This is a genomic window from Prochlorococcus marinus XMU1419 (assembly GCF_017695955.1).
In the GTDB taxonomy this organism is placed as follows: domain Bacteria; phylum Cyanobacteriota; class Cyanobacteriia; order PCC-6307; family Cyanobiaceae; genus Prochlorococcus_A; species Prochlorococcus_A marinus_AD.
In genome coordinates, this window is record NZ_JAAORO010000003.1 from 548,036 (window position 1) to 561,509 (window position 13,474).

Consider the following 13,474-nt stretch of genomic DNA (forward strand, 5'->3'; position numbering starts at 1 on the left):
ACTTTTTAACTCACCAAAAATTTTATGGGAAGAAAAAGCTTCTACTTTTTTAGTGAAAAATTCACTCCCAGAAATATCTGGTTCATGGAAATTAATGTTGCTTGGGGATGGAAGTCCAACTAGACATCTACAGCTTTTAACTAATCAAGAGACGAAAATTAAATTAATTTCAATGCAAGTAGATCCTCTATGCATTCAAGAAGGTCCCAAAGAATTAAATCAGTTAAATGGCCCCTTAATTAGAAGACAAGTATGGATTAAAAACAATAATAAAAACCTAGCATGGGCTGAAAGTTGGTGGAATGCAGAACAAGTGAGTGAAAATTTAAAAGCCAAAGAAGAGCCAATTTGGAAGAATTTGACACAAGACAGATCAGAATTGTTTAGAGAAGTTGACCGAATTTCTCTTGTAAATTCAAATTGGTTAGAAGATCAATTTTGTTTTAAAGGACCATTCTGGTCAAGAAATTATAGATTTTTTCGAGACAAAAAGCCCTTAACGATTATTAGAGAAGTCTTTAATCCTCATTTAGAAAATTTATTAGGTTATTCAGGAATTAAAGAATTTACAAAACTATACTCTTCTTCTTCTTGATCTAGGAAGATTCCTTGATTTTGATTGACCTTGTTGGTTTAATTGATTTCTTGATAAATTATGTTCTTTTTCTGAATCTCTTTGCCATCTTTCAACTTTGAAATCCATTTCATCTGGCCAATCTTCGTTTATACTCTCTTTCCCATAAGGTAATTTTTTTTGCTCAGTTGTTTGTAAATTTTTTGGTTGCCTTAAAGATATTGCTTCTAGAGGTCTTTTTAAATAAGGTTTAGTAAATTCATAAGAATTGGATTCTCTAGTAAATGTCTTAATGTCGCTGTTATCACCGTAAAAATTATCATCATTCCAATCATCGTTATCTTCATCAAAAAATAAATCTACTTTTTCTGATACCCATTTTCCTACTTTTTTAACACTCTTACTTGAGATTCCTTGAAAATCTGAGTTCCTCCTTTTACCTGGCCTAGCCCCAGATACTCCATCGACGAATTGTCTTCCAGTTTCAAAAATTTTATCAACTTGTTTATCAACAATATTTCTATCAAAACTATTTCTAAGATTTCTAATTCTCCTTGAATCCATAAATTATTATGCTTTTTAAAATATAAATTACATTAAAAAATTAAATAATTCCAAATATAGAAACAAAAACACATCTTATATTTTTAATCAAACAAAATTAAACATTTTTTGTTCCATGATCCATTAAAGAAATTTACACAACATTTTTTACATGCAATATTCTTTATTCTTTTCCTATAGAAAAATTTTTCACCACAATTTTGACAAGTTCCTATGTATTTTAATTCTCTCCTCTCAATAGGAAATGAGTGCCTTACAGAAATTTGAAAATTCTTCTCTTTCTCATTAATTTCATTCATTTTTGCTAAGAAATTTGGGCCATGTATCTCATTTTTTTTTAATATCCTATCTACCCATGCATGAATCATCTCATGACATAAAGTACTGTTTATTTCACTAGTAGATAATTTACTCAAAATAGGTTTCGATAAGATAATTTCAGAATCCATAAGGCCATTAATTCGTTTTCTTTTATAAAAACCAGCAGTAGTTTTTAATCTATTGTCACTCCATCTAACTTTTACTAAAGGTTGATTATTAACGGCTAAGGAATTTTCAAAATATTGGCTATTAAATCTATGAAATAAAGGTAGAAGAGGAATTACAGACATTATGGATTAAAATTAGTATTATTTTGACAAAAAAAGCCATCAAAAACGATTTCTTTTCTTAAAGTAATAAAAACTCAAATCAACATGGATGCAACACTAGTAAAAGATATCGGAATTAAAGCCTTATTAGTTGGCGGAGCAGTACTAGTTTCTTTTTGGACTTTTAATGCAGTCAAATTAGTTATAAGCGCCAGAGGAATTAATCCATTAGTAAGAAAGTTTTTTGATCAAATAGCTGCTGGCAGAATTGATGCAGCTTATGGTTTGACTACAAAAACTTATAAAACTCATGTTAAACGCCAAGACTTTCTTAAATTTTTAGCTAGTTTAAACCTCAATAAATACAGAAATTTAAAATCAGGAAGACCTAGAGTCCAAGAAGATCAAATCATAATAACTTTAAATTTAAAGTCAGAAGACAAACAAGATGAGCTTCCATTAGATTTTACTTTCGCAAAAACTGATAATGATTGGAAAATAGACAGAATAGCTAAAGTGAATTAATCATTTCTTGTGAGGCAAAAAGAATTGTTTAAAGAAGAAATAATACATCAATTAGAATTACATCCAAGTAGGTTAGATAAAGAAAAAATCATCTTAAAAGCAATGGAAGAAGGTCTAGATGATTTTTTTGAAGGAATCCGAATGGCACTTAATCCATTGGTGACTTTTGGTGTGAAAATTGTTCCTGAAAAAGAGACTGAAAAAAGTCAAAAATTTTTATGGGAAGATTTTAGAAAATTAGCCAATAAGCTTATTCAAAGAGAACTTACTGGTCACGCTGCTCGCGATGCAATTCTTACCGCTATGGAATCTGCAAAAAAAGAAGAATGGAATGGATTTTATAGACGAGTTTTAATTAAAGATCTTAGATGTGGTGTATCTGAAAAAACAATCAACAAGATAGCAAAGAAATTTCCAAAATATGCTATTCCTATTTTTTCTTGTCCTCTAGCTCATGACAGTGCAAATCATGAAAAAAAAATGATAGGAAAAAAGCAAATTGAAATTAAATTAGATGGTGTACGCGTCTTAACTATTATTAGACAAAATAAAGTAGAAATGTTTTCTCGTAATGGGAAACAGTTCCATAATTTTGGTCATATTATCTCAGAAATAGAAAACGTCTTAAAAGAAGACCCAGCACCTTATGACTTAGTACTCGATGGTGAAGTAATGAGCGCTAACTTTCAAGATTTAATGAAACAGGTACATAGAAAAGATGGCAAACAAACCAAAGACGCAGTGCTCCACCTATTTGACTTGTGTCCCCTTGAAAACTTTCAAAAAGGGAGATGGAACACTAGTCAAACAAAAAGAAGTTTATTAGTAAAAGAATGGGTAGCAAAACATTCTATGCTTCTAAAACATATACAAACACTTGAATGGGAAAATGTTGATCTCGATACTATTGAGGGACAGAAAAGATTTGTTGAGCTTAATAAATCTGCCGTGGAGGGTGGATATGAAGGAGTAATGATTAAAGACCCAGATGCAATTTATGAATGTAAAAGAACACACAGTTGGTTAAAAGCAAAACCTTTCATTGAAGTCACTTTGAAAGTTGTATCGGTTGAAGAAGGTACAGGTCGCAATAAAGGTAGGCTGGGAGCAATCTTTGTAGAGGGAGAAGATGATGGGTATGAATACAGTCTGAGTTGCGGAAGCGGATTTAGTGATATCCAACGTGAAGAATATTGGTCAAAACGTAATCATCTCGTTGGTCAACTTGTAGAAATCAGAGCTGATGCTAAAACTAAATCAAAGGATGCAGTGGCTTTTAGTCTTAGATTTCCTAGATTCAAATGCTTTAGAGGATTTAAATCTGGAGAAAAAATTTAAATTTTAAAAAATACTATTCAAAAAATTAGTCTATATAAATGTAGTTTTTAATTAAAAACTTTGTATTTTAGCTGTAAAATATAAGAAAAATCATCTGAACTTTTTGCGAGACTTATGACAAAGAAAAAAGTTTTCAACTACATAAAAACACCCTGTGGACAAGCAAAATATATCGAATTAGAAGCCACCAAAACTTTACTAGGAAAATTTAGGCTTTTGTGGTTTATCCTAATTGCATCTATAAGAGATTGGAATATTAAAGATTAAATTCTTAGGAGTTTTCAAAATATTCTTTAGAGTATTTAGCTAAAAAATATGCAACTAAAGATGTTGAGACAACTCCAATGATAGTCATATATAAATTATTTGGTGATTGCACATTTTTTAACTCCTGGAGACTTTTTGCCAAACTACCTATTGAGCAATACAGAAAAGTTCCTGGAATTATTCCAATAAGACCAAGAGTGAAATCTCTAAACTTAACATTATTCAAACCATAAAAATAATTAAGAATACTGAAAGGAAATATCGGCGATAATCTCGCTAAAAAAATTAATTTAAGTCCGCCTTTTTCTACTACTTTTTCCATAATACTTAATTTTGGATAACGGCTAAAAAGATTTTTTAATTTTTTTGCAAAAAAACTTTTTGATATAAAAAAAGCAACTGATGCTCCTATGAAAGCGGAAACGAAAACGATAATTGATCCTAAATATGAGCCATATAAAAAACCTGATAATAAAGATAACCAAGAAGCTGGAAGTATTAATAAAACAATTAAAATATAAATACAAACAAAAGAAAAGATACCAATTCCAGTATTAAAAAAAAACGACAAATTATAAATATTTTCAAGGACTATATTCATTCTCAACTCAAAAGTTCGAGTTTTTTAGTAATTCTCTCCATTTGTGCCGAACCTTCGTTTAATTTAAATCTGCATTCCTCAACAATATCTTTTGGAGCCTTATCAACAAAATTTTTATTAGATAATCTCTTATTTAAAGTTTCTAATTCAATAGTCACCTTTTTTAAATCCTTGTTTAACCTTTCCTTTAATGCATCTATATTTACAAAATCCTGAAAAGGTAAGTAAACCTCTAAATCACTTATTATCCCAGAAAAAGATTTAGCAAACTCTTTTTTATCAACAGCATTAGTTTTAAAAATAAATACTTCAGAAGATTTGGTTAAGGTTTGAATATCATCAACTAAATTTTTTAAAAAATTAATCAATTCATCATTATCTGAAATTAAGTAAACAGGAACTTTTTCTGATGGCTTGAGTCCTAATTCAGCTCTCAAATTTCTAATCAATCTAATAATTTCAAAGAGTTGCTGAAAGGAATTATCAAGCTTATTATCAACAAATTTATTTTCTTGGGTTGGCCATTTTTGAAGAGATAATAATTCTTTATCTGGTTTAAGTTGCAGAGCATGCCAAAGTTCTTCAGTAATGTGCGGCATAAAAGGATGAATCATCACCAAAATATCATTGAGCACTTTTATTAAAACCTTCTCGGATATTTGTCTATTTTTAGTCTCTTTATTATTAAACCTTTGTTTAGCAAACTCTACATACCAGTCACAAAAATCATTCCATGCAAATTCATATAGTAATTTCGCAGATTCTCCCAATTTATATTCTTTCAACAAAGCAGAGACCTTTATATTTACCTGATTCAATTTAGATAAAATCCACTTATCACATAATTCTAAAGAAATTTCATCATTCTTATTAAGTAAATTGCTATGAGAAGTCTTATTAATTAAGACAAATTTAGTTGCATTCCATAATTTATTCGCAAAATTTCTTGAAGCTTCAACAGTTGAAGATGTGTCTTTTTTCCTATCAAAATCAAGCCGGATATCTTGTCCAGCGCCTGCAACTTCTCGAATTAAAGCAAATCGCAAGGCATCAGAACCATATTTATCTATTAAAAGTATTGGATCAATACCATTACCTGAACTTTTACTCATTTTTTTATTATTTTCATCTCGAACAAGACCATGAATATACACATCCTTAAAAGGAATATTATTTGTGAAAGTATTTCCCATCATTGTCATTCTCGCCACCCAGAAGAAAATAATATCGAAACCAGTAACAAGAACACTATTTGGATACCATTTTTTAAAATCCGGATTATTTGTATTTGGCCAACCAAGAGTTGAGAAAGGCCATAAACCACTTGAAAACCAAGTATCTAAAACATCTTTATCTCTAACCAATTTAATATTTGCTCCAAATTTTTTATTAGCTTCGCTTAAGGCATCCTTTTCATTTCTTGCAACAATATATGGAGTATTTTGTTCTATTGAATCTTGAGAGTCATCTAAAACGTACCATGCTGGTATTTGGTGGCCCCACCATAATTGCCTGCTTATACACCAATCATTAATATTCTCTAACCAATCCTTATAAACTTTCTCCCAGCGTGGAGGAATAAAAGATGGTTTTTTAGAATCCATTTCATTAAGACATCCTTGGGATATATCATCCATTTTCAAAAACCATTGTGTTGACAATAAAGGTTCAACTGGCACCTTACCTCTATCAGAAAAAGGAACAGTATGTTTATAATCCTCTATCTTTGTCAAAAGGCCTAAGTTATCCAATTCTTTGATAATTTTCTTTCTAGCCTCATATCTATCTAAATTTTGAAATTTGCCTGCATTAATATTTAAAGTTCCATCTTTGTTCATTACATTAATCTGTTTTAAATTATGCCTTTTTCCAATTGCAAAATCATTTGGATCGTGGGCTGGAGTAACCTTGACACATCCAGTACCAAAATCTTTATCAACATGTGAATCAGCGATAATAGGTATTTCTCTATCAACGAAAGGGACTTTTAATTTGACACCAATGAATTCTTTATATCTATCATCATCAGGATTAACTGCAACAGCAGTATCACCCAAAAGAGTTTCTGGTCTTGTTGTCGCAACTTCTAAATACTTATCTAACTGTTCACCACTTTCAGATATTAAAGGGTATTTAAAATGCCATAAATGACCATTTACTTCTTGCATTTCAACTTCCAGATCACTTACGGCAGATTGAGATTCAGGACACCAATTAACTAAATATTCACCTCTATAAATTAAATTCTTTTTATAAAGAATATTAAAAGCCTCAATAACCGCCTCGTTTAATTTTTGATCCAGAGTAAATCTTTCTCTAGTCCAGTCAACTGAATATCCTATCCTCTTTAATTGAGAAACTATTCTGCCACCACTTTGTTCTTTCCAGTTCCATGCTCTTTTCAGAAATTCAACTCTTCCAATATCCTCACTTGTTTTGCCTTCACTTTTTAATTGTTTTTCGAGAATAGTTTGAACAGCTATTGAAGCATGATCTGTTCCTGGTAAACATAAAACATTCTTCCCTAAAAGTCTTTGAAAACGTACTACAACATCAATCAAAGCTGTATTAAATGCATGTCCCATATGCAAAGATCCAGTTACATTTGGTGGCGGAATAACTATACAAAAAGGCTCTCCATCATCCTCAGGGTCAGGACTAAAGGCATTTAAACTTGCCCATTTCTCTTGCCACTTTTTCTCTACTTCAAAAGGTGAATAATTCTCTAAGGATAATTGATCATTCATCTTTGTCATATGCAAATTTTATTTCAAGAAACTTTTTGTTTATTTTATCTTGATAGCAGCCAATTAATGGAAATAATATTAGATTGCAAAAAAAGGCTCATTAATTCTACAAAAGTTTGAAACCAGAACCGCAGGAACAACGTTTTGCATTTTTTGGTGTTGAAATAAGAAATCCACCACCGCTTAAATCACCGTAATAATCTAATTTTAAATCTTTAAGTAAATTAAACTTTTTTACATCCGCATATAAAGTGACACCTTCTGTTCTTGAGATAGGGGATCCATTACATGTTCCTGGCCTTAGTTTAATATGCATCCATCCTTCGGAACAATTTTTATCCTCAACCAAATCAATTGACATTTCTCCAGGAGAACCTCCGAAAGAAGCTTGCCTAGATAGTTCTGAAGCAGCTCTTTGACTGATTGAAAGATTGCCGATCTCAGTCATTTAAAAAAAAATAAATGGGCGATCCAGGGTTCGAACCAGGGACATCCTGCTTGTAAGGCAGGCGCTCTACCGCTGAGCTAATCGCCCTTATAATAAACCATTCTAATAGATGAAGTTGAAATATTTATACTAAGTATTTAAATATTTCATGATTGAGGCAAAATTAAATTAATAAAATATATCCTATGTCCTTAAACGATAGATATAACTTGCAAAAAAATTCCGATTTAGAGATTATTAAAAACTTTCAAATTTTAATATCTTATATCAAATCATTAAAAGATAAAACTTGGGGATGCCCTTGGCAGAAAATACAGTCTCATAAATCGTTGATCCCATTTTTACATGAAGAAAGTAGTGAATTGATAGATGCGATATATGAAAAAAATGCGGATAACATATGTGAAGAGTTAGGAGATCTTTTATTACAAGTAATGCTTCATGCTGAAATCGGTTATGAAAAAAAAGAATTTGAACTAAATGATGTTATAAAAAATCTAAACAAGAAAATTGTTAATAGACATCCATATATTTTCAAAAAAAAAGAAAAAGTATCTCTAGAAAAATCGCAACAGATTTGGGGAAATATTAAAAATTCAGGAAAAGAAGCACCTCATATGAAATCATCAATTAGTAAAAATTTAAATTTGAAAATCAAAAATTTACCGCCAACGGTTGGAACAGAGAAAATCACAAATGTTGTTAAAGAATATGGTTTTAAATGGGAGAGTACCGATCAGATTTTTAAAAAGTTAGAAGAAGAGATTAATGAATTAAAGGAAGCAATAAAAAGTAATAATGATTCAAGCATAAAAAATGAATTTGGAGATATTTACTTTACGCTTCTGAATATTTCAAACTTTTTAAAAATAAATCCGGAATCAGCTCTTCAAAAAACTAATAAAAAATTTTTAGACAGATTTTCAATCATTGAACATCATGCAGGAGATAATATTAAAAAACAAACTCCTAAAGACTTTCAACGACTTTGGCAACTAGCCAAGCAAAAAATTAAAAGAAAAAATTCTTAGCAATCAAATGACTAATACTTCAAAATGGATAGATGAATATCATAAAGGATCAAGATTCGGACTAAATGGAGAAATTTTAATTAAACAAAAATCAAAATATCAAGAAATTATTGTCATTGAAAATGAATATTATGGCAAAGCTTTAATGCTAGATGGTTGTTGGATGACATCATTAAAAGACGAAAAATATTATCATGAATGCCTTGTGCATCCAGCATTAAGTAGGATTGATGAAAAATCTAATGTACTAATTATTGGTGGAGGAGACGGGGGTACAGCAAGAGAATGCCTTAAATACTCTCAAATATCACAAATTGATCTGGTAGAGATTGATGAGGAAGTAATCAAAATATCTAAAAAATTTTTAAACGAAATTGGAGGCGAAGCATGGAATGACAAAAGATTAAAAATTCATATTGATGATGGTGTTCAATGGGTAAAAAAAACAAGAGATAATTTTTACGACTTTATATTTATAGATTGCTCAGATCCCTCAGAATTTTCAAATTTATTATTTTCAGATTCGTTTTATAGAGAATGCAAAAGAATTCTTACAAAAGATGGTATCTTAGCAACGCAAAGCGAATCACCTGAATCCTTCAAAAATATTCACATAAGTATTTTGAAAACCCTGAAAAAAATATTTACTGTCTCTGAAACTATGTATTCTTTTGTTCCTATATATCCAAGCGGTATTTGGAGTTGGACATTCGCTTCTGAAAGAGTTTTAGATTTATCAAAGCAAAATTACGATGAAGCCCTCAGAATAGAAAAAGGATGTGAAATTTGGAATTTAAATTTTCAAAATGCAGCATTCAAAATGATGCCAAATAAAATTGTAAAAGAACTCAATTCATAGAATGATAAAAAATTTATTTGACAACGAAAATGCGATTTTTATGGGAGCAAAAAGAAGCCCTGATGATTGCGCAATTGGTATATTTGGAGTCAATTATGATGGGACATGTTCTTTCAAACCAGGAGCTAGATTTGGGCCAGAAGCAATAAGACAAGTAAGTTCTTGTTTAGAAACATATTGTCCTAAATTAAACAAAGACTTAGAAGAAATTATGTATGTTGATTTTGGGTCAATACTAATTGATAAAAACGACTCAAAGTCCGTTATTGAATCGGTTAAATCAGCAACAAATTATTTAATTAATAAACGCCTTAGTCCTATTATGCTTGGGGGCGAACACTCTATTACCAGAGGGGCTATTGAGGCATTAGTAAAAAAATATCCAGATTTGATATTGATTCAACTTGATGCTCATGCAGATTTAAGAGAATCATATATAGGCAATAAACATAGTCATGCTTGTGCCATGAAAAGATGCTTAGAAGTGCTACCTAGAAAGAAAATTTTGCAAGTAGGAATAAGAAGTGGGACTAAAGAAGAATTTCAAATCATGCATAACAACAATCAGTTAGTTAACTTTTGTCCTGGGGGAAATGCACAAGAGTTAAAACAAGCCCTTCTACCATACTCTAAATCTCCAATCTATTTAACAATAGATTTAGATTGGTTTGATCCCAGTTTATTATCAGGGACAGGAACTCCAGAACCGGGAGGATTTTTTTGGAAAGATTTTGAAGAAATCCTGATAACTTTAAAAGACTTTAGAATTGTGGCTTCAGATATTGTTGAATTATCTCCAGAAATTGATAAAAGCGGCGTAAGTAGCATAGTTGCAGCAAAAATACTTAGAAGCTTAATTTTGTCATTAGAAAATATGCAATAAAAAATTTCTAAACTAAAGTATAAAAATACTAAATAAAAACTAAATATTTCATGGATTTGCTTAAAAGTCCTCTGTATTCAAAATATATTCAATCCAGTGCAAAATTAGTGGATTTTGCAGGTTGGGAAATGCCCATATCATTTTCAGGATTAATCAAAGAGCATGAATCAGTTAGATCTTCAGCAGGATTGTTTGATATTTCTCACATGGGAGTAATCTCTATTAGAGGAATCAATCCAAAGGATTATATTCAAAAATTTTTTCCTACTAATTTATACTCCTTTTCTGAAGGCCAGGGACTTTATACAGTAATGCTCAATAATGAAGGGGGAATTATAGATGACTTAATAATTTATGACATTGGAATACAAGAAAATGACATATCAGAATTATTGTTAATAGTTAATGCAAGTAGATATGAAGTAGATTTTCAGTGGATAAAAAGTAATTTAAATCAATATGAAATTTCAATAACAAATTTTAAAAAAGACAAAGTACTTTTAGCACTACAAGGGAAAAACTCATTCGATTTATTTGAAGAATGGATTGAATCTTCTATCTCAAATATCCCTAACTTTGGATGTGAATATAAAATTTTTGAACATATTTCTCCTAAAGAAAAAATTTTCGTTTCCAAGACAGGATATACAGGGGAAAATGGTCTAGAAATACTTTTATCTAAAAAAGCAGCAATTAATTTATGGGATTTCACAATTTCCAAAAATGTTGCGCCTTGTGGCTTAGGAGCTAGAGATACTCTTAGACTTGAAGCAGGCATGCATCTTTATGGTCAAGACATAGATGAAAAAACTTCTCCATATGAAGCAGGATTAGGCTGGCTTGTACATCTAGAAAATAATCACGAATTCTTTGGAAGAAAATTTCTTGAAGAGCAGTCAAGATTAGGCATTCAAAAAAAGTTAGTTGGTCTCTCTATAGAAGGTAAAGCAATAGGAAGAAAAGGTTGCGCAGTATTTAAAGGTGAAGAAAATATTGGAATTATAACTAGCGGCAGTTGGTCTCCAACTAAACAAAAAGCTATAGCTTTTGCATACATCAATGCTTCGCATGCCTTAGTAAATAATGAAGTTCAAATATTAATAAGAGGTAAAAAATTTAAAGGGGTTATAACAAAAAGAACGTTTTATAAAAAGAATTATTAACTAAATTTACCCTCAAAGAATTATTATAAGTTATTGATAAATAAATCATACATAGATGAGAAACAAAATTTGCGAAGAACTCAATAATACAGATATTGGTAAATTAGTTAATCTATGCGGATGGGTAGATAGAAGAAGAGATCATGGTGGTGTAATTTTTATTGATTTAAGAGACCATAGTGGATTCCTACAAATAACAATTAACCCCGATGATGGAGCAAATCTATTTAAACAGGCAGAAACTCTAAGAAATGAGACGGTAATAATGGTTAGCGGAATTATTAATAAAAGGCCTAAAGACTCAATCAATAAAAATTTAAGTACTGGAGAGTTAGAGCTTAAGGTTAAAGAGTTGCAAATTCTCAACCAAATTAAAAAAAACTTACCTTTTCCAGTGTCTATACATGATTATGAAAATACAAAAGAGGAACTGAGATTAAAATATAGATATCTTGATTTAAGAAGGGGCAAATTACTAGAAAATTTAAAAACAAGACACAAGATTATTAAAGTTGCAAGAGAATTTCTTGATAATTTTGGATTTACAGAAGTAGAGACTCCATTACTTACAAAATCAACTCCAGAAGGCGCTCGCGATTTTCTTGTTCCTGCTCGTCTTTCGAATGGAGAATTTTTTGCTCTACCTCAATCCCCACAACTATTTAAACAACTTTTAATGGTGGGAGGCTTAGATAAGTATTATCAAATCGCAAAATGTTTCCGTGATGAAGACTTGAGGGCAGATAGACAGCCAGAGTTTACGCAATTAGACATTGAAATGAGCTTTATTAATGAAGAAGAAATAATCTCTTTTAATGAAAGTCTTATAAAAAAAATATGGAAAGAAGTATTAAATATTGATTTTGATAATGCTTTTCCAAGAATGTCATGGCAAGCAGCAATAGATAATTACGGCACTGATAGACCAGACACTAGATATAAAATGTTATTAAAAGATTTAGGAGAAGTATTAGGTGATATTGGCTTTAATATTTTCACCAAGGCAATTAAGTCAGGAGGTTCTATAAAATCCATAACAGTCAAAGGAGGTAATTTAAGTATTAGCAACGTAAGAATTAAACCCGGAGGTGATATCTTCCAAGTAGCTCAAGATGCAGGAGCTGGTGGTTTAGCCTTTATCAGGGTCAAAGGAGATGAGCTTGAGACTATTGGAGCAATTAAAAATAATCTAAATGAAGAGCATATAGCTGATATTTTAAGAATCACCGAAGCGCAAGATGGAGACTTAATCCTCTTGGGTGCTGGAGATAAACAAATTGTTAACCAGTCATTAGATAGAGTGAGACAATACATCGCAAAAGACTTAAATCTCATAGATAAAAGTAAATGGAATTTCTTATGGGTAACTGATTTCCCGATGTTTGAGAGAAATGAAGAGGAAAATAGATATGTTGCTTTACATCATCCTTTTTGTTCTCCGAAAAATATAAAATCTAAAGATCCTGAAAACTTGCAAAAAGAAATTGAGGACTCTATAGCAAATGCTTATGACTTAGTTCTTAATGGATTGGAATTAGGAGGTGGCTCTTTACGTATTCATGAAGCAAACTTGCAAAGAGAGGTTTTGAAAACAGTAGGACTTACTGCTAAAGATATTGATGAAAAATTTGGATTTTTAATAGAAGCCTTAGAAATGGGTGCTCCTCCTCATGGTGGAATAGCATTTGGATTAGATCGTATTACAATGCTGATCATAGGTGCAGATTCAATCAGAGAAACAATAGCTTTTCCAAAAAATCAACAAGCAAAATGTCTTCTTACAAATGCGCCTTCAAATGTCTCAGAATCACAATTAAAAGAATTAGAAATTGAAATAACAATTGATGAATAAGAATATATATGGATGTTCTAAAAGTTTTTTGT

General features: G+C 30.7%; 14 protein-coding genes and 1 tRNA gene. 9 read left to right on the forward strand and 6 right to left on the reverse strand.

Annotated elements, in window-relative coordinates; translation table 11 throughout:
• Positions 1-19: 19 nt before the first annotated feature.
• Positions 20-595 carry a chorismate lyase gene (locus HA151_RS09075; protein ID WP_209107166.1) on the forward strand — a complete coding sequence of 192 codons (576 nt, stop codon included), beginning with the start codon at positions 20-22 and terminating at the stop codon, positions 593-595.
• Here the strand turns inward: HA151_RS09075 and HA151_RS09080 are convergent.
• Positions 575-1,138, reverse strand: a complete 564-nt coding sequence (locus HA151_RS09080; protein WP_209107107.1) for an RNA helicase — start codon at positions 1,136-1,138, stop codon at positions 575-577. The two genes, HA151_RS09075 and HA151_RS09080, sit on opposite strands and share 21 nt — an antisense overlap.
• Positions 1,139-1,221: 83 nt before the next feature.
• Positions 1,222-1,749 (reverse strand): SprT family zinc-dependent metalloprotease, encoded by a 528-nt coding sequence (locus HA151_RS09085; RefSeq protein WP_209107108.1) that lies wholly within the window; start codon positions 1,747-1,749, stop codon positions 1,222-1,224.
• A gap of 84 nt (positions 1,750-1,833) precedes the next feature.
• Here HA151_RS09085 and HA151_RS09090 point away from each other — a divergent pair, with 84 nt between their 5' ends.
• The 3 genes from HA151_RS09090 to HA151_RS09100 all read left to right on the forward strand — a co-directional run bounded on the left by HA151_RS09090 (position 1,834) and on the right by HA151_RS09100 (position 3,858).
• Complete coding sequence (locus tag HA151_RS09090) at positions 1,834-2,253, forward strand: hypothetical protein (protein ID WP_011819289.1); 420 nt, start codon at positions 1,834-1,836, stop codon at positions 2,251-2,253.
• A 24-nt stretch (positions 2,254-2,277) separates the two neighbouring features.
• Positions 2,278-3,591 (forward strand): RNA ligase family protein, encoded by a 1,314-nt coding sequence (locus HA151_RS09095; RefSeq protein ID WP_209107167.1) that lies wholly within the window; start codon positions 2,278-2,280, stop codon positions 3,589-3,591.
• Between the two features lie 114 nt (positions 3,592-3,705).
• The gene (locus tag HA151_RS09100; protein WP_209107109.1) at positions 3,706-3,858 is read left to right on the forward strand and encodes a hypothetical protein; all 153 of its coding nucleotides are present in this window, start codon (positions 3,706-3,708) and stop codon (positions 3,856-3,858) included.
• 4 nt (positions 3,859-3,862) lie between these two features.
• On the opposite strand, the gene HA151_RS09105 is transcribed toward HA151_RS09100, so the two are convergent.
• The 4 genes from HA151_RS09105 to HA151_RS09120 all read right to left on the reverse strand — a co-directional run bounded on the left by HA151_RS09105 (position 3,863) and on the right by HA151_RS09120 (position 7,741).
• Positions 3,863-4,459: a TVP38/TMEM64 family protein gene (locus tag HA151_RS09105; protein WP_209107110.1), complete on the reverse strand. Its 597-nt coding sequence runs from the start codon at positions 4,457-4,459 to the stop codon at positions 3,863-3,865.
• A 2-nt stretch (positions 4,460-4,461) separates the two neighbouring features.
• A complete protein-coding gene (locus HA151_RS09110) occupies positions 4,462-7,215 on the reverse strand; it encodes a valine--tRNA ligase (RefSeq protein ID WP_209107111.1) in 2,754 nt (917 codons plus the stop codon).
• Between the two features lie 97 nt (positions 7,216-7,312).
• Complete coding sequence (locus HA151_RS09115) at positions 7,313-7,654, reverse strand: AIR synthase (RefSeq protein ID WP_209107112.1); 342 nt, start codon at positions 7,652-7,654, stop codon at positions 7,313-7,315.
• A 15-nt stretch (positions 7,655-7,669) separates the two neighbouring features.
• A tRNA-Val gene (locus tag HA151_RS09120) sits at positions 7,670-7,741 on the reverse strand.
• 98 nt (positions 7,742-7,839) lie between these two features.
• Here HA151_RS09120 and mazG point away from each other — a divergent pair.
• The 5 genes from mazG to aspS are packed head-to-tail and all read left to right on the forward strand — an operon-like array spanning position 7,840 to position 13,442.
• Positions 7,840-8,685, forward strand: coding sequence for a nucleoside triphosphate pyrophosphohydrolase (mazG, locus tag HA151_RS09125; protein WP_209107113.1), 846 nt, complete (start codon positions 7,840-7,842; stop codon positions 8,683-8,685).
• Between the two features lie 7 nt (positions 8,686-8,692).
• Entirely contained in the window at positions 8,693-9,544 is an 852-nt protein-coding gene (gene speE, locus HA151_RS09130; RefSeq protein ID WP_209107114.1) for a polyamine aminopropyltransferase, read from the forward strand.
• Position 9,545: 1 nt separating this feature from the next.
• Complete coding sequence (speB, locus tag HA151_RS09135; protein WP_209107115.1) at positions 9,546-10,427, forward strand: agmatinase; 882 nt, start codon at positions 9,546-9,548, stop codon at positions 10,425-10,427.
• A 50-nt stretch (positions 10,428-10,477) separates the two neighbouring features.
• Complete coding sequence (gene gcvT, locus HA151_RS09140; RefSeq protein ID WP_209107116.1) at positions 10,478-11,590, forward strand: glycine cleavage system aminomethyltransferase GcvT; 1,113 nt, start codon at positions 10,478-10,480, stop codon at positions 11,588-11,590.
• A gap of 55 nt (positions 11,591-11,645) precedes the next feature.
• Entirely contained in the window at positions 11,646-13,442 is a 1,797-nt protein-coding gene (gene aspS / locus HA151_RS09145; RefSeq protein WP_209107117.1) for an aspartate--tRNA ligase, read from the forward strand.
• Positions 13,443-13,474 lie beyond the last annotated feature (32 nt).

Bases quoted from the DNA above. Each gene is read 5' to 3' on its own strand.
- HA151_RS09090 (WP_011819289.1), top strand. From the start codon at position 1,834: ATGGATGCAACACTAGTAAAAGATATCGGAATTAAAGCCTTATTAGTT.
- HA151_RS09105 (WP_209107110.1), bottom strand. From the start codon at position 4,459: ATGAATATAGTCCTTGAAAATATTTATAATTTGTCGTTTTTTTTTAAT.
- HA151_RS09110 (WP_209107111.1), bottom strand. From the start codon at position 7,215: ATGACAAAGATGAATGATCAATTATCCTTAGAGAATTATTCACCTTTT.
- HA151_RS09115 (WP_209107112.1), bottom strand. From the start codon at position 7,654: ATGACTGAGATCGGCAATCTTTCAATCAGTCAAAGAGCTGCTTCAGAA.
- aspS (WP_209107117.1), top strand. From the start codon at position 11,646: ATGAGAAACAAAATTTGCGAAGAACTCAATAATACAGATATTGGTAAA.
- mazG (WP_209107113.1), top strand. From the start codon at position 7,840: ATGTCCTTAAACGATAGATATAACTTGCAAAAAAATTCCGATTTAGAG.
- speE (WP_209107114.1), top strand. From the start codon at position 8,693: ATGACTAATACTTCAAAATGGATAGATGAATATCATAAAGGATCAAGA.
- gcvT (WP_209107116.1), top strand. From the start codon at position 10,478: ATGGATTTGCTTAAAAGTCCTCTGTATTCAAAATATATTCAATCCAGT.
- speB (WP_209107115.1), top strand. From the start codon at position 9,546: ATGATAAAAAATTTATTTGACAACGAAAATGCGATTTTTATGGGAGCA.
- HA151_RS09100 (WP_209107109.1), top strand. From the start codon at position 3,706: ATGACAAAGAAAAAAGTTTTCAACTACATAAAAACACCCTGTGGACAA.
- HA151_RS09080 (WP_209107107.1), bottom strand. From the start codon at position 1,138: ATGGATTCAAGGAGAATTAGAAATCTTAGAAATAGTTTTGATAGAAAT.
- HA151_RS09085 (WP_209107108.1), bottom strand. From the start codon at position 1,749: ATGTCTGTAATTCCTCTTCTACCTTTATTTCATAGATTTAATAGCCAA.